14 protein-coding genes and 1 pseudogene are annotated in these 20501 nt (G+C 68.3%); 10 read left to right on the top strand and 5 right to left on the bottom strand.

Annotation, left to right across the window (positions count from 1 at the left end):
* Positions 1–766 precede the first annotated feature (766 nt).
* Positions 767–1480 carry a Crp/Fnr family transcriptional regulator gene (locus tag ACFXJL_RS31495; protein WP_358882056.1) on the top strand — a complete coding sequence of 238 codons (714 nt, stop codon included), beginning with the start codon at positions 767–769 and terminating at the stop codon, positions 1478–1480.
* 121 nt (positions 1481–1601) lie between these two features.
* Here ACFXJL_RS31495 and ACFXJL_RS31490 read toward each other — a convergent pair whose 3' ends face one another.
* A complete protein-coding gene (locus ACFXJL_RS31490; RefSeq protein WP_383544442.1) occupies positions 1602–2189 on the bottom strand; it encodes a flavin reductase family protein in 588 nt (195 codons plus the stop codon).
* Positions 2190–2382: 193 nt separating this feature from the next.
* Between ACFXJL_RS31490 and ACFXJL_RS31485 the strand changes: the two genes are divergently transcribed.
* Genes ACFXJL_RS31485 through ACFXJL_RS31470 form a run of 4 tightly spaced genes read left to right on the top strand, consistent with a single transcriptional unit; the run spans position 2383 to position 5845 of the window.
* A complete protein-coding gene (locus tag ACFXJL_RS31485) occupies positions 2383–3462 on the top strand; it encodes an LLM class flavin-dependent oxidoreductase (protein ID WP_384698081.1) in 1080 nt (359 codons plus the stop codon).
* Positions 3463–3514: 52 nt separating this feature from the next.
* Positions 3515–4102 (top strand): YceI family protein, encoded by a 588-nt coding sequence (locus tag ACFXJL_RS31480; protein ID WP_384698078.1) that lies wholly within the window; start codon positions 3515–3517, stop codon positions 4100–4102.
* Positions 4099–4611, top strand: coding sequence for an ester cyclase (locus ACFXJL_RS31475; protein ID WP_358882060.1), 513 nt, complete (start codon positions 4099–4101; stop codon positions 4609–4611). The genes ACFXJL_RS31480 and ACFXJL_RS31475 overlap by 4 nt, the downstream gene beginning before the upstream one ends.
* Position 4612: 1 nt before the next feature.
* Complete coding sequence (locus ACFXJL_RS31470) at positions 4613–5845, top strand: amino acid ABC transporter substrate-binding protein (protein WP_384698075.1); 1233 nt, start codon at positions 4613–4615, stop codon at positions 5843–5845.
* Positions 5846–5956: 111 nt separating this feature from the next.
* On the opposite strand, the gene ACFXJL_RS31465 is transcribed toward ACFXJL_RS31470, so the two are convergent.
* Both ACFXJL_RS31465 and ACFXJL_RS31460 read right to left on the bottom strand, forming a co-directional pair.
* Positions 5957–6094 carry a hypothetical protein gene (locus tag ACFXJL_RS31465; protein WP_384698073.1) on the bottom strand — a complete coding sequence of 46 codons (138 nt, stop codon included), beginning with the start codon at positions 6092–6094 and terminating at the stop codon, positions 5957–5959.
* Between the two features lie 328 nt (positions 6095–6422).
* Positions 6423–6671, bottom strand: a pseudogene (locus ACFXJL_RS31460) (pyridoxamine 5'-phosphate oxidase family protein); the annotation flags it as partial.
* A gap of 1059 nt (positions 6672–7730) precedes the next feature.
* Between ACFXJL_RS31460 and ACFXJL_RS31455 the strand changes: the two are divergent.
* The 5 genes from ACFXJL_RS31455 to ACFXJL_RS31435 all read left to right on the top strand — a co-directional run bounded on the left by ACFXJL_RS31455 (position 7731) and on the right by ACFXJL_RS31435 (position 15597).
* The gene (locus ACFXJL_RS31455; RefSeq protein WP_384698070.1) at positions 7731–8738 is read left to right on the top strand and encodes a Rieske 2Fe-2S domain-containing protein; all 1008 of its coding nucleotides are present in this window, start codon (positions 7731–7733) and stop codon (positions 8736–8738) included.
* Positions 8739–9004: 266 nt separating this feature from the next.
* A complete protein-coding gene (locus tag ACFXJL_RS31450) occupies positions 9005–9238 on the top strand; it encodes a DUF5988 family protein (protein ID WP_384698069.1) in 234 nt (77 codons plus the stop codon).
* A 30-nt stretch (positions 9239–9268) separates the two neighbouring features.
* A complete protein-coding gene (locus ACFXJL_RS31445; RefSeq protein WP_384698067.1) occupies positions 9269–9769 on the top strand; it encodes an acyl-CoA thioesterase in 501 nt (166 codons plus the stop codon).
* Positions 9770–9845: 76 nt separating this feature from the next.
* Positions 9846–15068: an SDR family NAD(P)-dependent oxidoreductase gene (locus ACFXJL_RS31440; protein ID WP_384698064.1), complete on the top strand. Its 5223-nt coding sequence runs from the start codon at positions 9846–9848 to the stop codon at positions 15066–15068.
* A 136-nt stretch (positions 15069–15204) separates the two neighbouring features.
* The gene (locus ACFXJL_RS31435) at positions 15205–15597 is read left to right on the top strand and encodes a hypothetical protein (RefSeq protein ID WP_384698061.1); all 393 of its coding nucleotides are present in this window, start codon (positions 15205–15207) and stop codon (positions 15595–15597) included.
* Positions 15598–15831: 234 nt separating this feature from the next.
* Here ACFXJL_RS31435 and ACFXJL_RS31430 read toward each other — a convergent pair whose 3' ends face one another.
* The gene (locus ACFXJL_RS31430; protein ID WP_384698058.1) at positions 15832–16545 is read right to left on the bottom strand and encodes a hypothetical protein; all 714 of its coding nucleotides are present in this window, start codon (positions 16543–16545) and stop codon (positions 15832–15834) included.
* A 1368-nt stretch (positions 16546–17913) separates the two neighbouring features.
* Positions 17914–19596, bottom strand: coding sequence for an IPT/TIG domain-containing protein (locus tag ACFXJL_RS31425; RefSeq protein WP_384698055.1), 1683 nt, complete (start codon positions 19594–19596; stop codon positions 17914–17916).
* Positions 19597–20501: the final 905 nt, after the last annotated feature.

Below are 20501 nucleotides of genomic sequence, written 5' to 3'. Positions count from 1 at the left end.
TCCGTTGCACATGCGGGTGCTGGTTCGGTACGTGGATTGAGAAACGGTCCGGGGTGGACCGGGCACGAGGACGGTGTGGCCGGGCAGACAACTACCGAGCTCCGAGTTCTCAACCGAACTCGGTGGTGATCACGCACGACACACGGCTGCTGCGGCCGGGACGGGGTGGGGCGGCCACGGAGGAGAGCGGTGCACCGACTCCGCAGTGCGGAATCCGTGCGGACTCGGCGGGCCGGGCGTCGGGTTGCGATGCCGGTGCGGTCCGGGCAGCAGCCGTCAGTATGGAATCTGACCGATGAACCATGAAGTGATCCCTCTCCGCTGCTTGAGCGGCACGTTCAGCGAACGCTAATCGTTGGATCCATTCGACGCAATACCCAGCGAAATTTCAGGATCAATGGCCTTATTTAAGCCGCGATCGGATACAACTTAAAGATCTGATGCCCCAGCAACTCGACCGTCATGTACGCAGGAGTGAGCCGTCCCACGCACTGAGACGACCAAGACCCATGGATCGGAGGCCGAATGTGACTGCTCGCGAACGCCCGTCCCCACCACTGCGGGAGCAACGAAGCGGAACCCCGGGCCCGCCAGCTGACCGCCACCGTGCCGGGCGGACGAGTTGGCCCCGAGGCGGACGGAGGCCGTCGCGAGCTTCGCGGCCCCTGTTCACGAGGGTCAGGGCGAGGGGCCCGCGGCCCGCATCGAACACGGTCCGCCAAGACGTCGGACGTACGAGCGGAAGGGGTGCCCGGTGGAACCGCGGATGCTGATCGATCAGTTGGTGCACAACGTGCTGTTCACCGATGTGCCCAGGAGCGTCGCCGCCGACCTGACCGCCCGGGGAACCCTGCGGCGCAGTGCCCGCAGTGAGGTGATCTTCGAGGAGGGGCAGCCGGGCGGCAGTGTGTTCTGCCTCGTCGAAGGCAAGGTTAAACTCACCCGGGCGGGCGTCACCGGCCAACAGGAGATCTACATCGTCGTGGGTCCCGGCGATGTGTTCGGCAACCTCAGCCCCTTCGGGGCGCAGGTCCGACTGGGCTCGGCGGTCGCGATGACGCCGTCACTCGCCGTGGAGTTCGACCGCGAATCGCTGAGGTGGTGGATCACCACCCACCACACGGCGGCGATAGGGGTGTTCCAAATCGCCGTGGACCGGGCCAACACCCTCCTGGAAGTCATGGAAGACCTGCTGGCCCCCGAGATCAGCAATCGGGTTGCCCGGGTACTCCTGCGCCACGCCGAGCGGTTCGGTCGGGTCACGAGCGAAGGGGTGCGCGTCACCCTCGACATGAGCCAGCACGAACTGGCCCAGCACGTCGGCGCTTCCCGCGAGCGCGTAAACCGTGCGCTCAGCGGCTTCGCACGGCGGGGCTGGGTCACCCGGGACGGCTCCGACTACGTGATCTACGACATCGACAGCCTCAGCCGTCACACCCGCAGAGCCGATGCCTCCCGCACCCGTCATGGAACGCAGTGACCGGCCGGCCGGTCGGGACGGCGGGACGGGGCTGAACCGGACGGCGCGTCCGACCGGGCCCGTCGGCGCGGCGACGCCCGACAGCTGGGCGATGACGCTCCCGTCATCGGTCCGAACGGGTTCACCCGGCGCCCGGCGGGTCGTCCGGCTCCGGCCAACCCGCGTAGCTGCGCCGGAAGTACAACAGCGGACGCATGGCCTCCGTGCTGACGGCGCCGTCGAGGACGAGTCCCACCACGATCACATGGTCGCCGGCCTCCATCAGGTCGTACAGCGTGCACTCGGCATGGGCGACGGTGTCCCGGTGCAGGACCGGCAGTCCGCGGACCGTCGTCGTCCACTCCAACCCCTCGAACCGGTCGGCCCCGGGGCGTGCGAACAGATCGGAGACCCCGGCGGACTCGGCGCGCAGGATGTTCACCGTGAACGCCCCCCGTTTCCGAAGGGCCGACAGTGTGGACGACTCGCGCTTGATGCAGCTCAGCAGGAGCGGAGGCTCCGCCGAAACGCTGCACACGGCTCCCGACGTCATCCCCAACGGTTCGCCGTTCGCGCCGGTGGTGGCCACCACCGTGACCCCGGTGGGAAGCGCGCCGGCGATCTGCTTCAGCAGGTCGGCCGGGACTCCGTACCCTGCCAACGCGATGTCGCCCAGCCTGCGCCCCTTCGGCGCCCCATGGACGTGATCAAGCGTGAACGATGCGTTCATGACGCCTCCTGGTGTCGGCACGAGTGAACAGACCATGCCCCGGCAGCGCATCGAAGTACACCGGTTGTGCCGTACGGCACCCCTCCGGGCCGATGGCTATGCCGTATGGCACAGGTCGTTGAGGAGCGGGACCGGGCCCTGCCACCGTCAAGCAACCCGCTGCTCGACCTCGTTGGAACCCGGGAGACGCCCCATGCGCTTTTCGATCTACCTCAACGCCCAGTCGCCGAGCCCCGGCCACGACCGGGACGTCATCAAGGCGGTCACCGAGCAAGCCGTCATCGCCGACCGGGCCGGCTTCTCGGGGATCTGCCTCACCGACCACCACTTCACCGGATACAACACCTACGGCAATCCGTTCACCTTCGGTGCCTATCTGTATCCCCAACTGTCCAACTCCACCATCGTGCTGTCCGTCGCGGTTCCCGCCCTGTCGAACCCGCTGAACTTCGCCGAACAGTGCAATCTGCTCGACATGCTCACCCAGGGCAACTGTGTGATCGGCATCGGGTCGGGAGGATCGCCCCTGGAGTACCTCGGTCTGGGGCGCGACGCACAGCGTCGGGGCGCCCTGACCGAGGAGGTGATGGCCGTGGTCGACGCCGCCTTGGACAAGAAGCTCGACGACCCGGACCTCCAGTACCGCACCGAGCACGCGCAGGGAACCCTGCGCCTGCGGATCATGCCGACCTCCTGGAACCGCCGTCCGCGGTTCGCCCGCGCAGCCCTGACCGAGGAGGGCGCCCTCCAAGCGGCCGAGCGCGGTTGGCCCCTGATGACCGGCCGGATGCTGCCCGACGAGATCGGCACGCGGTACGCGCTGTACCACTCCGCCCTCGACTCCGCCAGCCATGACGCCGCGACCCTCGCGTACGCACGGAAGTGGTCCTTCACCCAGAAGATGGTGTTCGTCGCGGACAGCGACGCAGCCGCCGCGGCAGCCGTCGAGGGACCGCTGGACTATCTGACCACGATGACCCGCAATCTCTTCAGCAGTTCCCCGGGCACGCCCGGCTTCAAGAACAGTGTGGTGGGCGTGTCCCCGGAAGACCGGGCGGGCTTCGTCGAGAAGTCGATGATCATCGGAAGCCCCGACACCGTCGCCAAGCAGATCGGCGAGTACGAAGCGGTGGGACTCGACCACATGAGTCTCGTCTTCCTGTACGGCCAGATGGACCCGGCCGTGGCCCGGCGGTCGCTGCGGCTGTTCATCGACGAGGTGATGCCCCGGTATGCATCGGCCACCACGGGCGAGCCGGCCGCACAGCGGTGACCCCCACCCGTACCGCCCCCCTGCCGACAGACACCGAAACGAGGCGCCACCGATGACGTACGAGAACCAGACCGTGGCGACGCAGGCCACGGAGCTCCCCGTGCCGCCCGGGGTGTGGCAAGTGGACGCCGCGCACAGCCGGGTCGCCTTCTCCGTTCGGCATATGACCATCGCCACCGTCTACGGTCGTTTCGGCGAGGTGACCGGTTGGGTGACCGTCCCGGCCGACCCGACGGTCGAGTCCACCGTCGAAGCGACCATCGGCGTGGCCAGTGTGTCCTCTGGACACCCCAAGCGGGACGAACTGATCCGCTCGCCCGAGTTCCTCGATGTTCAGGCGTTCCCCCACATGACCTTCAGCGGGTCCACGATCAGCGGGTCCACCCCGAACCGTCCGTACGCCGTGGACGGCGAGCTGACGATCAAGGGCACCTCCCGGCCGGTCCGTTTGGACATCGACTTCGGCGGGTTCGTCACTCACCGGGGCGCGACCCGCGCCGGCTTCCACGCCACGACCTCGATCAATCGCCGTGACTTCGGCCTCACGTTCGGAGCCTTGTTGGACGCCGGCGGCGCCGTGGTGTCGGACCGCGTCGACATCACCCTGGACATCGAACTCGTCCTCTCGGACGCCCGATGACAGGGCGCCTTCCCCTACCGCAGGGGTCGGTCGCCACGCTCGTCCCCGACCGCTCGGAACCGAGCCACACTCCGCAGGAACGCGACAACCTCGATCTCATCCGCCGCTACCGTTCCGCGGCCTTCGCCGAACGGGCCTCGTTCCTCAAGCCGGGCGCCCCGGTGACGCGGATCGGCATGAAGACGCTCAGTGAGACGTCCGGGCTGGGCAGACACGGCTATCTCGCCGATTCGCTCTCAGACCGCCGGGACGAGATCACCGACATCATCGCCAAGGGCGACATGGTGTGGGCGGTGTGGACCCTACGCGCCCGTCACACCGGTGTGCTGTTCGGAATGCCACCGACGGGCCGCAGCATCGCGATCGTGGAGATGGCGATGTGGCGCATCGAGGACCACCGCATCGCCGAGCACTGGTACTTCGCGGACGAACTCGATCTGCTGCGACAACTGGGCGCTCTTCCCCGTGGCGCCGCTCTGCTCCCGCCGCCGGCCTCCCAGGAGAGATGACATGTCAAGGAAGTCCGTCAACCGCCGACGTGTGGGTCCGATCATCACCGGCGTACTGATCCTCACCGTCGCGGGGTGCGGTGGCAACGCCTCCGACAGCCGGGCCGACGGTCCGATCCGCGTGGGCTCCTCGCTCCCCCTGACGGGCACACTCTCCCAGCCCGGCAAGGCCGCCAAGGAGGGGTACGAGGTCTGGCAGAAGATGGTCAACGACGCCGGCGGTCTGCTCGGTCGGAAGGTCGAGTTGGTCATCAAGGACGACGCCTCGAACCAGAACACCATCGTCTCCGACTACAACGCGCTGATCAGCAAGGACAAGGTGGATCTGCTGATCGGCAGCTACTCGTCCCTCCTGAACCTCCCGGCGTCCGCCGTGGCGGAACGCAACAAGAAGCTCTTCGTCGAGCCCGCCGGCGGCTCACCCGAGATGTTCAACCGCGGGTTCGAGTACCTGTTCTTCACCCAACAGGCCACCGCCGACAAGAGCGGACTGACCCTCGCGAAATGGATGGCCGCCCTGCCCGAGGCTGAACGCCCCAAGACCGCGGCCTATCCCACGGTGGATGATCCGTTCGCCGCCCCCGCGGTGAAGACCATGAAGGAGGTCCTGGAGAAGGCCGGAGTCAAGACCGTCTACGAGACTTCCTACCCCGCGGACACCAAGAACTTCGACACGATCATCGCCCGGGTGAAGGCCGCCAAGCCGGAAGTGGTCATCAACGGTTCGGGGTTCGAGGACGGGGTGGGAATCGTCCGCTCCCTGCTGAAGGCGGACTTCACCCCGGGCTGGCTCTACCAGATCGTGGCACCGTCGCTCGGAGAGCAGTACGCGCAGGCCGTCGGGGCGGAGAACACCGAAGGCGTGATGTTCAGCATCAGCCATGCGCCCCAGGCCAAGACACCGGGCAACGCCGAGTTCGTCGCTGCCTACCGGTCGATGTTCGGCGGGCTACCACCGGAGGACGCGGCCGACGCCTTCGCGTCCGGTCAGGTGCTCCAAGCAGCAGTGGAGGGCGTGGGCGGCGTGGATGACCAGGAGGCCCTGGCCGACTGGTTGCGCAGCAACAGCGTCCAGACGGTCCTGGGTGATTTGAGCTGGAACAAGGACGGCAGCCCCCGCGGCGAGTACCTCATCGGGCAGTGGCAGAACGGCAAGATCGAATACATCCTGCCGACCGAGATCGCGACCAGCGGTCACATCGTGAAGGGATGGAAGCCGGGTAGCAAGGGCTGATGCCCGCACGGACGGCGCCGAAGCCGCCCGCGCCCATCGTCTCGACACACTCCGATCCCGGCTGGGCCCCGTGGCTCCGGCCGGGATCGGAGCGCAGCAACTCCGTGACGGTCAGGGCAGTGTCGCTCTGGCGTGATGGACGAGACGGGTGAGGTTCGAACCACCCGCAACCCAGTTGTAGTCGGAGGTCTCCGCACTGACGACACCCACGACGTACGGGCCGTCGGACCAGATTCCAACCGGTTTCACCGCGATTGATCATGGGGCGTGTTGGCCTGGGGAGTTGGCTGACGACTCAGCAGACAGTCGTGCTGACGGGTACGGGAACCAGTTCGGTGCTCGTCATGGGACGGGTGGGCCGCTGCGCGGCGCGGTCGGAGACGAGGGCGGCGATGGCCTGGTGTGTTTCGCCGTAGGTTTCACGGCGGCCGGTGTATCGCTGGAGTGGGCGCCATTGGCGGTGCTCGGCGTTGGCGTGCTCGACGCAGATCCGGCGCGAGGACTGTCGTCGCTTGTGCTCGCGCCAGCTGTACCACTCGGTCATGGGGCCGTCGTTCATGTTCTTCGGTTTCCGGGGCGGGGCGTAGACGGTCATCCAGTGCGGGGTCAGTCGGTAGTAGACGACCTCGCGGTTCCAGTCGAAGGCGTCGTCGTGGCCGTAGAAGTCCTTCAAGTAGGCGATGAGTTCCTGCCAGTCGGCCGTGGTCTCGGCGTCCTCGGGGTTCAGCTCCTCCACCGTGCCGTGGGTGAACACGCCGGGGTCCTCGCCGCGCATGTGCGCGACGCTGGCGGCCGGACGGGCCGCGAGATGACGGGCCTTGGCTGCCAGTGGTCTGCCCAGGCGATGGGACAGCGCTTCCAGAAGGTGGGCAGTCCCGGGCGGGTGCTCGAGAGCCAGCCCGTCACCGTCGAGCGTTGCACGGTCAGATCGTCTCCGTGTTCGGACGCCACCAGCGACACGGCGTGGGCGAGCCGGGCCGCGGTCCAGGCCGCCTACTCCAGCTGCTGCGCAAGTGGTGCGTCGGGCCGCTGAGAAGACACCGCTCCCTCTCGTTCTCACCCAGGACCGGGATGACCTGGATACGTCGCGTTCACAAGCGCGCATAGTCGCAACGCGTGCAGCACATAGGCGCGCCGATACCCCTGCACAGAAGGGCACTTCACGGTATGTACTGGATGTGAGGTACCCGCCCGGACCGGGCGCCTACCCCCATGCCGGTGTGCCGCCGGGGCTGCCCGTGTTCACACAGCGGTCCCCTCCCGGCGGGCACCTCCCTCATACCGATCTCCCCTGCAGATAGCGAGCAACACGCATGTCTCCGTCTTCCGTGCCCTGCCCGGCCACCGCCCCAGCGGTGGCGCTACCCGCCGGTCAGGTGCTGGTGGCCGAGGAACCGCAGTGGCCCGACGGGCTCGCCCTGGCCTGCGCTGCCACACCGGTGGTCGCGGGGCGCTCAGCTCCGCGGGCTCCGGGGCGGTCGAGGGTGCTGACCGGGCAGGAGAACCTGCTGGCACGGAGGGCTCTGGTGGTGTGGCCGTGGTGGTGGCTCGCAAGACGAGACAGCGGCCGGTCACGGGGGCAGCCGTTGACTCATCGGCGCGAATCACGGGGCCAGGACTTTGCCCGGCCTTCCCGCGATCGTTCTGCGCCGGGGGCGATCAGTGTCGCCGAGGCTCTCCGTGAGCAGCACACTCGCGCTCGGCGGCGGGTGTTCGTCGGCACCGGTGCGCCGAAGGCACCGGCATGCAGGATGCGAGGCTTCGCCCTTCCCCCGGGCTGCCGCAGAGGCTCGTCAAAGCTCTGCGGAGTGACCCCCACGCGGTACAGCCTCACCGCAGTCAGCGGCAGTTACCCAGAAAGCACTCGACTGATGTGGAAGGCACAATGACATCGCTCAATCACCGGGCCGGCAGGACCCATCACCCGAGTCGTCCGTACGACAGCGAGCCGGCGCCCCTCCCGTACGCCCACGGCTGGTACATGCTCGCCCCCTCGTCGGAGATTGCCCCCGGCACGGTGACGACCAGGCGTCTCATGGGAGAGGACGTCGTCGTCTACAGGACGCGAAGCGGCAGGATCCGGGTGACACGTCCCCACTGCCCGCACCTGGGCGCACACCTGGGACAGGGGTGCGTAGTGGGGGAGGACATCGTCTGCGCCTTCCACTCCTTCGCCTTCACCCCCGACGGGAGCCTGTCGCGCCCGGCGCCGGGCTACGAGGCGCTTCCCCGGCACGAGCGGCTCACGCTGCTGCCCGTCCAAGAAGTCGACGGGGCCATCGTCGTGTGGAGCGGCTCCCAACCGCCCACTTGGGAGCTTCCCAGCGTGCTCACCCCCGCCCACTGTGCCCCCAGGTACACCGCATTCGATCTGTCCACCCATCCGCAGGAGATTTGTGAGAACACCGTCGACGTGCGGCATCTGGCGCCGCTGCACCATTTCACCAACCCCAGTCTTCGTGATCCGATCGCGGACAAGCACGTCTTCTCGCACTGGCTGCGTGCCGGCCGCCGTTACCCTCCTTTCGGTACTCGCATGACCGACGTACGGATCACGCTGCAAGGACTCGGTTTCTTCAACGTGAATGTGCGGATTCCGGGCCTGGGGCTGACCCTCGACGCCATGTTCTATCCCACACCGGTGGAGCCTTGGCGTGTCCGTATGTACCTGGCCAGCAGCGTCGCATTCACTCCTCCGACCGGAAAATTCCCACCTCGCATGCTGCTCCCGCTCTCCCGGGCAGCCAATCTGCTGAACCACCGCGCGCTCGCCACCGATGCCGCGCGCGACTTCTTCATCTGGGACTCGAAGCGGTACACCGAACCCCCCAGCCTGGCCAAAGGCGACGGCCCCATCGGCACGTTCCGCAAGTGGGCCAAGCAGTTCTACTGATCTGCCCAGGGGACAAGCGCAGAAGACTGCGAGTTCCGGGCTGAGAGGGGCCGGAGCGGCTGTGGCATCGGGAACCGGACCTGGGCGCCGGCAGAACCTACGGTCTTCCCACAGCGGGTCTTCGGGTCGCTCTCGGTCATGATCCTTCCCGTCACCGGTCACTTGTCCGATGGGCGCGGTTCCTGACCTGCCACGGAAAGAGTCCACCCACCCCGCATCAGGCCGTGACCTGACGCAGGGTCCATCCCCATCCGAGGAGGAGGGCAATGCCCGCCAACACTGACGAGCCCGACCAGAACTTCGTGCTGCTCGCGGGTGGACCTCCGGGGCTTCCCCCGCTGTACGGGCTGCCACCGGAAGTCTCGAAACACAGCGAGAAGATCGCGGTGGCCTACTACGGGCGCAACGAGCACTTCGAACGGACAGCCAAAAGCACGTTCACGGAAAAGGGGACCCTGTGCGTCTTCCGGTGGTCGTACAGCACGAAGATCGCGGAGTAGCCCGATTCAAGCCCAGTGGAGGGAGCTGGCATGGCTGAGATTCTTCCGACTCCGACAGTCGGTGTACTGCTGCCGCCGGACGGGAAGGACGGGCTGCGCCGCTACGCCCTGGACCATCTGGTCACCTACGGGGAGACGAGCATGGCGGGGTTCGTCTACTTCTCGCGCCTGATCGACTGGCAGGGAAAGCTGAGGGAAACCGTAGCCGTGGACATGACTCCCGACTACGCGCGCGGGCTGACCGAGGGCCGCCTGATGCTGACGCAGTCGGTGTCCTGCGAGTACATCTCCGAGATCAGGTTCGGGGAGTCGATCTCGCTGCGGGTGACCGTGCCCATGATCAGGGGTTTCCGCATGCTGGGCGACTTCACCTTCTACCGCGGGAGCGGAGCCGGTGAGGAACTCGTCGCGCACGGCACGCAGCTATGGGTGAACGCGGATGCGCACGGTACGCCGTCACCCTGGCCGACCGACATGATCAACTTTTCTCGCCTGCTGGGCGCGGACGTCTCCCAGGCCACCACCGAGTAGTTCGCCTCGTCCCCTGCCCGTACCGGGCCGTTCCACCGAACTGCCCATCACTTCCTTTTGTTCACAGGAGAGATCCATGTCTGAATTCGCAGACTCGCGTATCGCCGTGATCGGTATCGGCTGCCGGTTTCCGGGAGGCGCCGACACCCCGGCCGCGCTGTGGCAGCTGCTGCTCGACGGCCGCGACACCGTCGGCCCAGTGCCCGCAGGGCGCTGGCCCGCCACCGATCTGATGGCCCATCAGCATCCCGATGACGCTCCCCGCTACGGGCGGGGCTGCTTCGTCGAGGGTGACATCTGGGCATGGGAGCCGACCGCGCTGGCGGTGTCCCCGCAGGAGGGGCCCACCATCGATCCCCAGCACCGCCTCGCCATGGAAGTCGCCCGTGAGGCGGTGGAGCACGCGGGCATCCCGCCGGACCGGATCCGCGGATCACGTACAGGTGTGTATCTGGGCCTGTACGCGCTGGACTTCCTGATGAGCCAGTCCCGTCCGGTCCGCGACCACATCGACGGTCCCGCCATGCTGGGCGGCAATCCCGGCAATGCGCCGGGCCGGATCGCCTTCGCCCTGGACCTGCGGGGCCCGGCCATGGCTGTCGAGACCTTGTGCTCCTCGGGACTAGTGGCCGTGCACACCGCCGCGCAGGCTCTGGCGGCCGGGGAGTGCGACATGGCGCTGGCCGGCGCCTCCATGCTGATGACGTCCCCGGAGTCGATGCACGCCGAGGCGCCGTGGCTGACCTCGCGGCAAGGCCGGTGCTTCGCCTTCGACGGGCGGGCGGACGGTTTCGTACGGGGTGAGGGCTGCGGAATGCTCCTCCTCAAGCGGCACCGGGACGCCGTCGCCGAGGGGGACCGGATCCTGGCGGTCCTGCGCGGTTCGGCGGTGACCTGCGACGGACAGGCGGAACGCCTCACCGCGCCGTCCGCTCTCATGCAGGAGGCCGCCTCCCGACTCGCCCTGGAGCGCGCTGGCGTCGACCCCGGTGAGGTGGGGCTGGTCGAGGCCCACGGGGCGGGAACCTTGACCGGCGACCCCGTCGAGTACACCGCCGTCAACTCCGTCTACGGGCGGGGGCGTGACCGGTGCGCCCTGGGGTCGATCAAGACAAACATCGGTCACACCGAGCCCGTCTCGGGGGTCGCGGGCCTGATCAAGGCGGTCTGGGCGGTGCGCACCGGGCAGGTCCCGGCGAACCTGAACTTCCGAGAGTGGAGCCCGCAGATCGCCGTCGATGCCGGTTCGCGGCTGTTCGTGCCGACCGCGACGGTGGAGTGGCCGGTGAGCGGGGGACCACGGCTGGCAGCGGTGGCGTCCTCGGGTCTGGCGGGCACCAACGCCCACGTCCTGGTCGAGCAGCCCCCTTCGACGGGTGCGTCCGGTGCCCGGCGCCGTGCCCCGCGGAGTGGACGCAGGCGCCAGCGGCTGTTCCTGCTGTCCACGCCGTCGGCCCCGTCGCTGCCCCGGGCCGCGGCCGGGCTGGCGCACTACATCGAGAGGGAATCCCCGCCTCTGCCCGATCTGGCCCACACACTGGCCGCTCGCCGGAACCACACGAATGAGCGGCTGGCCGTGCAGGCGGGCGACCACGCCCAGCTCACGGCCCGTCTGCGCGCCTTCGCATCCGAGGCGCAAGGACTGGGGGACAGCAACGGCACGGTATCCGGCCGGCCGGTGCTGTCCCCCGACCATCCCGGCCCGGTGTTCGTGTTCACCGGGCAGGGCTCACAGTCCCCGGGAATGTGCCAGCAACTCCTGGACCACGACGCGGCGTTCACCGCGGCGATCGACGAGGTCGAGCCGCTGATGGCCGCGGAGGCGGGATTTTCCGTCCGCCGCATGATCGCCCACCCGGAGGAACTGGCCGGCGACGACCGTATTCAGCCGACCCTGTTCGCGGTCCAGTACGCGCTGGCCGCCATGTGGCGTTCCTTCGGAGTGGAGCCGGCCGCAGTGATCGGGCAGTCGCTGGGGGAGATCACCGCGAGTGTGGTCACCGGCGGGCTGAGCCTCGGGGACGGGATCCTCGTCTCGTGCCGCCGGGCCCGCTTGGCCACCCAGGTCATGGGCGGAGCCATGGCCTCGGTCGTCCTGGGGGCCGGGAACGTACGCGCCGACCTAGACGCCGCAGGGTTCGACAAGGTGTCGATCGCCGTGCTGACCGCGCCGACCACCACCGTCATCTCCGGCGACCGCGAGCAGGTCGAAGCCCTGGTCACGGCCTGGCAGGCCCGCGACATCCCGGCCAGCGTCATCCGTGTCGACTACGCCTCCCACTCCTCACACGTCGACCCCATCCTCGACTCCATCCGCGAACAGACCAAGACCATCACCCCGCGCACCCCGGCCGTCCCCCTCTACGGCACCACCTACGAAGACCCCCGCCGCCCGCTGCCCTTCGACGGCGACTACTGGGCGCTGAACCTGCGCGACGCCGTCCGCTTCACCGACGCCTGCACCGCGGCCCTGCTCGACGGACACCGCCTGTTCATCGAGTGCTCCCCCAACCCGCTGGCCGTACGCGCGGTCCGCGAGACGGCCGCGCAAGCCCGCATCACCGACGTCGTCACCCTGGGAAGCCTGCGCCGCGGTACCGACGACGTGGACGCGTTCCTCACCAACGTCGCCGCCGCCCACTGCGCCGGCGCGGCCATCGACTGGCAGCGCGCCTACCCCGGCAGCCTCGTCGATGCGCCGCCCACCACCTGGCACCGCACCACAATGCGGCCCCCGGAGCCCCATGTCCTGGTCGCCCCCGGCATGGTCGGGGCCCGCCAGCACAGTCTCCTGGGCGGGCACGTCCACGACCCAGACCACCCCGGACGCCATCTGTGGCAGACCCCCATCAGCGCGGCCCGTATCCCCTGGCTGGCGGACCACCAGGTCGCGGGAACCCCGGTCATGGCCGGGGCCGGACTGTGCGAGATGGCTCTGGCCGCCGCCGGCCAGGTCTGGGACACCGACTGGGTCACCGCCACCGGCATGGACATCCTCAACCCACTGATCCTGGATCCCGAACCCGTCGTCACCATCCGCGCCGAGGAATCCGGCGACACCCTGCGGATCGAGATCCTCACCCGGCCCGGCGACGGAACCCCGGTCGTCCACGCCCGCGCCACCCTCACCCCCAGCGACGACGCACCCGAGGACGCGGACCCCGGACACGCCCGGGACTGGCCCACCCTGTCCGTCACCGGTTTCTACGCGTACGTCCGCGACCACCACCACGTCGTGCACGGACCCGCCTTCAACGCCCTGGAGAGCATCCGCCTCCACCCGCACCGCGACGAGGCCGCCGTCACCCTGCGCATCGCCGACGAGGCCCGCCACTCGGCCTGGATGATGCTGATCCACCCCGCGCTCCTCGACGAAGCCGTCCAGGCAGCCATGACCATCTGGTGCAACCGCTACGATCTGGAACCCGGCCCCGCAGTCGTCACCGGCTTCGGGAAAGTCGAGGTGTTCGGACCCACCGGCCACGCGCGCACCGCCCACCTCACCCTGACCTCCGCCGACGCACTCGCCTGTACCGCTGACGCGCTGCTGACCACCGCCGACGGCACCGTCGTCGCCCGGATCACCGGCCTGCGTGTCACCAACATCACCCCACCCGCCGAACGATTCGCCCGCCACCTCACCCACATCACCCACACCCACACGCCGGCTCCCGCCCCGGACCCTCCCGCGACCAGCAACGGGACCTGGCTCGTCCTAGCCGAAACCGAAACCGAAACCGGCGTCGGCACCGCCCTGGCCGACGCCCTCACCGCACAGGGCGCCACCGCCGAGCCCGTCACCCCGGCCCACAACCGCACACCCGCTCCGCGATGGTGGGACACGGCCGCGGACCCGCAGCCACACAACGTCATCCTCACCATCGACACCACCGGCGGTGCGGACCCCTCCGCGACAGCCCGCGACAACGTCGCCCGGCTGTGCTCCCTGATCAAGTTCACCGCCGCCCAGCCCCACCCACCACGCCTGTGGATCACCGCGCACCACCACGACCCCGGCAGCCTCACCACCGCCGGCCTGCGCGGCATCGTACGCACCGCCGCCTACGAACACCCCGAACTGGCCACCAGCCTCATCACCACCGACACCGCCACCCCCCTGGACGAGATCGCCCGGGAACTCCTCCAGGAGGACCCCGCCCCACGCGAAGTCCACCTCACCGCCAACCAACGGCTCATCGCACGCCTCACCCCCGCCCACCCGACTCCCCTCCATGACATCCCCGAACCCGGCACCACACCGATCCGGCCCGACGGCTCCTACCTCCTCACCGGAGGCATGGGCGGACTGGGCCTGTTCACCCTCCAGTGGCTCGCCCACCGCGGCGCCGGCCACGTGGTCCTCATCGGCCGCAACGCCCCCACCCCGCACGCCCGGACCGTCATCGCCGCCGTCCAGGCCGAGGGCACACAGGTCAGCATCGTCCAGGGCGACATCGCGGACCGTGCCACTACCGACCAGGCGATCGACGTGGCGACCACCGGCGAACGTCTCCTGCGAGGAGTCCTGCACGCGGCCGGAGAGGTCACCGACGCCACCCTGGCCACCCTCGACGATCACATCATCGAACAGGTGTGGCGCGGCAAAGCCGCGGGAGCCTGGCACCTCCACCAGGCCACCACCGGACACCCCCTCGACTTCTTCGCCCTCTACTCCTCCATGGCCTCACTGATCGGATCCCCCGGCCAGGCCGCCTACGCCGCCGCCAACGCCTTCCTCGACGACCTCACCGCCCATCGCGCCGCCCATCATCTGCCCGCCACCGCCATCAACTGGGGCGCCTGGGCCGGGGCAGGCCGCGGTCAGCACATGGCGGACCACGGCCTCACCCTCATCTCACCCACCGAAGGCACCGACGCCCTCGACCGCATCCTGGCCACCGGCCACCCCCAACTCGCCTACGCCCCCCTCGCCCTCGAACGCTGGCTCTCCGACTACCCAGCCTGCGCCACCAGCGCCCTGTTCGCCCAAGCCCTCCAGCCCACCACACCCTCGGCGACCGAAACCAGCCTCATCACCGCCCTCGACACCGCCGACGAGGCAGTCCAGCGGGACATCCTGCGCACCCACATCATTGACACGGTCCGCACCATCCTCAAAGACCCCGCACTCCACATCACCGCCACCACCTCCCTAGTCACCCTCGGCGTCGACTCCCTGGCCGCCACTCAGATCCGCACCCGCCTCCAGTACTCACTCGGCATTGCCATCGACCCCGCCGCCCTGTGGGCCAGCCCCACCCCCGCAGGACTCACCGAATGGATCCTCACCCACCTGTAGAAGGCACTCCGCCGCCACCGTCACCCGGCCCGCCAACACCCAAATCTGCCACCGCGTCCCGGGCCTGCTCAGCCCAGACCAGGATCCAGTTCGTCGTTGACTCGCTTCCGCAGTTGAGGTGCCTGCCGAAGGACAGATGCCGATTGTCGGCGAACGGCGGAGAGGGGCGGATCCCGTCCGGCGCAGCCGCACCCCAACCCCCGCTGCGGCTGCGCCGGACAGGCCGGACCGGCCACCGGAAGGGGACTCAGAGGACGGCTTCGGGACGACGGCTGAGGTACACGGCGAACTCGCCACCGACCGAACCGTCATCCTCATCACCTACCGCCTCGGCTCCACCCAACACGCCGACCGCATCATCGTCCTCGACCACGGACGCATCCTCAAAGAAGGCACCCACAACACCCTCCTCACCACAGGAGGCGAATACGCCGCAATGTGGACCACCCAAGCCAGCGCCTACACCCCCGCCCCCGCTCTTCTAGGTTCCACGTTCGAGTGCGCAATGGTCGCGCGATACGCGCAATGAGTGCGCAGTTCCGCGATCTGGTGCGGATTGACTGCGGACTGTAATTGCTCACTTATGCAGGCGGCGGGGTTGCTGTCCGTTGTGCTGCTCCGGCTCGAACAGCTCGGTATCCAGCCCATGGGACCGTGGACGCGGACCGCGTGCTTCGTCATCCGCAGGACCCGCAGCCGTCTCACTGCTGCGGTCAGGCCAGGTCTGCGAACGCCCCCTGAAGGAGCGGCCGTGACAGGAAGGTCAGGACGTGAGGGGGAGGGTGTCGATGGTGGTGGCTTCGCCATAGGTGAAGGTGTTGAAGGATCCGTTGGTGACGCCGACCCTGATCATGACGCCCTCGCCCTTCTTGCGCTCACCCCGGACCAGGACTTCCCTGGCTCCCAGTCGTGTGCCGTCGAACGCGAAGGTCTGGCCGTGCCAGCTCCCGCTGGCGGACCCGTGCTCGAACGCGACGTACTCGGTGATGACGCCCGATTCGTGTGAAAGCTGGCCGCTGGCCATGCCCTTGATCACGTAGTGTTCGGGGCCATCCGCCCATACCTGGCCCTTGAAGGCGGCGCTGTGGTGCTCGGGGGTGTAACGGGTTTCGATGTCCTGGGGGCGCCCGCTGAGGTGGACAGTGGTCTTCTCCCCGGTAACGTGGTACTTCCCTCCCAGGTTCATCGACAGGCGCAAGTCGACAGAGTCGTAGTCGCCACGCTCCCCGTCGATGTTGAGTTCGATCGTCTGTTCATCGGTGCTCGTGACCTCGCGGGCCACATCCCTGAACGGGCTCGATGTGCCACCGTGTTCCAGAATGATCATCTTCCTGTTGTGCGGGAAGTCAGTGGGCAGCGTCGCGGTGGTCTTACCCTTGATGACGTACTTCCCGGGGCCACCCTCCTCCACGGTTCCCTCGAACACAGCCCGGCTTTCGGTCTTTGAATCCTCGAACTCCACCTTCACCTGACGCATGTGGTTCGGCCCCTCTCGTCGCGGCTTGCATGGGCGGCCGTATGCCGTCCATCTGTGACGCGGGAAAGCGTAGGCGCGCGGCACCCCGCCAAATGAGGATTTCCGGTGGCATTATGAGTGAAATCAATGGCGTCAGGTTGACTCGATCCGCCGCCTTGCTGCCCAGCCGACTTCTCCGCCCTTGTTTGGACGGCCAGATCTCCGTGAGGACGAGAGAAAGACCGCGCACGCCGGACAGTGGCCCCCGCGAACGACCGCGCCGGATCGGCACGGGGGCCGCGTCCGCTGACCCGGAACTCCCGGTCGGTCCGAATCGGCCACCTGGCTCGATCATCGGGCTCCCCATACCGGGCTTCCGGCCGGGGAGTTCGCTGACGAGGAGTGTGCCGGTGATGCGTTCGGAGCCGGATGTGGCCTCGGGGCGCATCAGGAGTTCGGGGTGGTGCCGGCACCGGGTGTGAGGTAGGTGAAGGCGGATTACCAGACGTCGCGGATTGTCCGGCTGATCAAGGTGCGCAGGACGGGCCACTGGCTGATCAGGAGGTCGCGGTTGAGGAAGGCGATGAGGTCGTCGTGCTGGCCTTATCCGGATCGCGAGGGACCTGTTGGGGAATGTGAGTCGCACGATCCGCACTGCTCTTCCGGGCACCTCAGCCCGCCACCACGCCGCATCGACACGGTCTCTCCCCTCACACGACAAAACTGCGCCTCTCACAGCTCAACTGGGCTGTGAGAGGCGCTTTACTCGCTCTGCGGGATTCGCCAACAGCAACGCCGAGAGCGAGACAGGGGGCTCGTCGATGCGTCAACTTGCGGGGGTCGGTAGCCGGGCGACCCGGTCAAATCCCAGGTGAACCCGTCGGCATTGTTTGCGTCAATGTTGCAGTTGACCTTCCCGTCACCGGTGAGACCAGCGGGGTTCCCCGTGATGTACATCCCGGTCCTGCACTCAAAACCCCCGCTACTCATGCGGTTGATCTCCGCGGTGGTATCACAGGTTTGCGTGCGATGGGGTCATTGTTGCGTTGCAGCCTGACCTGAAGGTCGAAGTCGCCGAACTTCCGCGCTCCGCCGCCATCAGTCCAATGTCCGTACAGGAAAGCGTAGTAGTCATTGCCGTGAGAGCTGTCCCTTGGCGATGCAGATGTAGAATTTCACGTCGGCCGGAGCGCAACTACATCGAAGGGGCATGGACGGCTGATCGGTGTTCGGTCGCATGAGTTGACGCATGCTTACGGATCAGCGGGCGAGGTTCCGGGTTCGCTGTCCCGGGCTGGCTAGGCGACCCGGCGGGCATCCCTGGGCGGCGGGGCTCTGTGCTCCTGGGGCCTGCGGCCGGATCGCCGGCCGGCCGCAGGTCGTCCTGGTTCAGGGGCAGGTGGTCAGGATGATGGAGACGACGGTGCAGGTGGCCGACGCGGTGTCATTGGCCGGGTTCGGGTCGGCCGGGGAGGACGCGGTCCGGGTTCCGGTGACTGTGACCTGGCCCAGGGAGAGCAGATGGAGCGGGACGCGGAACTTCTTGTCCACTGCGGTGCCGTTGGGGATCGCACCGTAGACGCAGGTGACGGTGGAGGATGAGACGGTGCAGCCGGGAGAGAGGTTCGTGGCGGTCGCGCCGGGCGGCAGGGACGCGGTGACCGTGGCCGAGGCGACCCCGTCGGGTCCGGTGTCGCGGGCAGTGAGCGTGTAGGTGAGGTAGGGCACCAGGATGCCCAGGTGGGGCTGTGCGGAGACATCGACGTCGATGTCGGCGGCGGGGGCCACATAGGTGAACTCACCGGCCGGTGTGATGGAGCTGGTGCCGCCGGGTGTGGTGACCCGGACATCGACCGTGCCCGCCGCGTGCGCGGGCGCGGTGGCTGTGCAGGAAGTGCTTGAGCATGTCACACCGGTGGCGGGAGTCCCGCCGAAGGTGATGGCGGTCGCGCCGTTCAGATCCGTTCCGGTGACGGTCACGACGGTCCCGCCGGCGGTGGTTCCGCTGGTCGGTGAGAGGCCGGTGATCTCGGGCGCCGGGATGGTGTGCAGGGCAACTTCCCTGGGGCTGCTCAGCCCGCTTGCCACGGTGGTGACGGTATTGGTGGCGGTGTCGATGGCGTAGAGGAAGCCGGGCACATTGGAGGTCCCGCTGACCGGGTCGGGGACGTAGACGGTGGTTCCGGCGGAATTGACCTCGACGTCCTGGGGGACGCTGAAGCCCCCGACGGTCGTAGTGAGGGTGTCGGTGGCGGTATCGACGACATGGACGCCGCTGCTGAGCGGGCTGCCGCCGTAGACGGTGCTGCCGTCGGGGCCGATCGCCACGCTGGTGGTGTTGACGGCGGCGGGGATGGTCGCGCTGACGGTGTTGGTCGCGGTGTCGACCTTGGTGATGCCCGCACCGGCGGTGGCCACGTAGACGGCGGTGCCCGCCGGGTTGGCGACGGCGCCGTAAGGGATGGCCGGCATCGGCACGTTCGCGGTCACCGCCGCGGTCGCGGTGTCGATCACGACCAGCCTGTTCGGCCCGGTGGCGGCGACGTACGCGGTGGTTCCAGCCGGGTTGAGGACGATGCCCTGGAGGTTGCCCGCCACCGGGATGGTCGCGGTGACGGTGTTGCCGGTGGTATCGACGACCTCCACGACGTGCGCGGTGGTGTCGGCGACATACAAGGCGGTGCCCGCGGGGTTCAGGGCGAGCGCCGTGGGAATGCCCGCGAGCGGAACGGTCGCGGCGACGGTATTGGTGGCGGTGTCGACGACAGAGACGGCGTTCGCGAACGCGGTCGCCGCGTACACGGTGGTGCCCGCGCCGTCGATCGCCACGTCCTGAGTGAAGCCACCGACCGGGATCGACGCGGTCACGGCCCCGGTCGCGGTGTCGACGACAGAGACGGCCTGGCCGTTGAAGTCGCTGACATAGGCGGTGGTGCGGCCCGGCTGCACCGCGTGCGCCGACGGTCCGGTCAGAGCGACCAGACCGGTCGCGGTCAACAGGACCGCTGCCGCTGCCGAGATCCGGCGGCGCCACCGGGCGTGCGGGGGTCTCGACCGTATGGATGACTGCATCGTGTTGTGTCCCCTCTCCCCACGGAACCGAGGCCCGGCGGCGGAACACAACGGCCCCGACAACCACCGGCACGGTCCCGTACGATCCCCGCCCACCCCACGGCAACAAGCCCGACGGGTCCGGAGGGAACCAGGACAACCCTCACCGAGCGGGTACCGAGGCTGCTGCCAGAAAGACCGGACATGACCGGAAAGTCGCCACAGGCGTCCGAATCACCACCCCTCGCCCGAAACGGCACCGGAAGACCGAACCGGATGGACTCCTAGGCCAGGCGGTAGATCGCGGCCCCGACCGCCGGGCTGAGGTCGTCGAACTCGCCGCATAATGTCACCTCGACGCAGGGACGCGTCTGGCCATCGGTGGCGAGCTGTTTGACCTCGGCCACACCGGGATGCGGCGCGAACTCGGTTTCCTGGCGTCCTCAATGATGGCCAGGGCATCGATGGCCCACTCGGGGTGGGAGGAGGCCGCGTTGGCACGACGTGCTGGGGCCTGGATGGCGATGCCCGAGACGTGGTGGGCGACGGTGTGTCGTGGAGCCGGCTCCCTGGGGTATCCCAGAGGTGTCATCAGGGCCGTCAAAGACGCTCCGGACCTGCCCGGCGATCCGGTCTCGTTCACGTGTGACGCGTTTGCGGCGCTGGCTTGACCACACCGGATGGTCCCTTCACACCCTGCGGCAGGGTCTTCGGGCCTGATGCGACGAGCAGCGTGCTGGGGTCGCGGGCAGTCCGGGCGGGGCACTGGGACTACGCGGCCACCTGCTGGCTGGACTGACCGCCCCTCCCCAGGCGGGAGGTTGTGTGCGTGCTAAAGGGTGTTGCAGAAGGCTCTGTTCTGGGCATTTTGCCTGTATGGGTGGGGTGTTGCGGGCTGAGCCGGTGTGGGTGGAGACGTTCACGGG

Origin of the sequence: Streptomyces sp. NPDC059256 (assembly GCF_042753785.1) — a bacterium.
GTDB lineage: Bacteria > Actinomycetota > Actinomycetes > Streptomycetales > Streptomycetaceae > Streptomyces.
The sequence above is the reverse complement of the archived record's forward strand: the minus strand, read 5'-3'. Positions and strand labels throughout refer to the sequence as shown.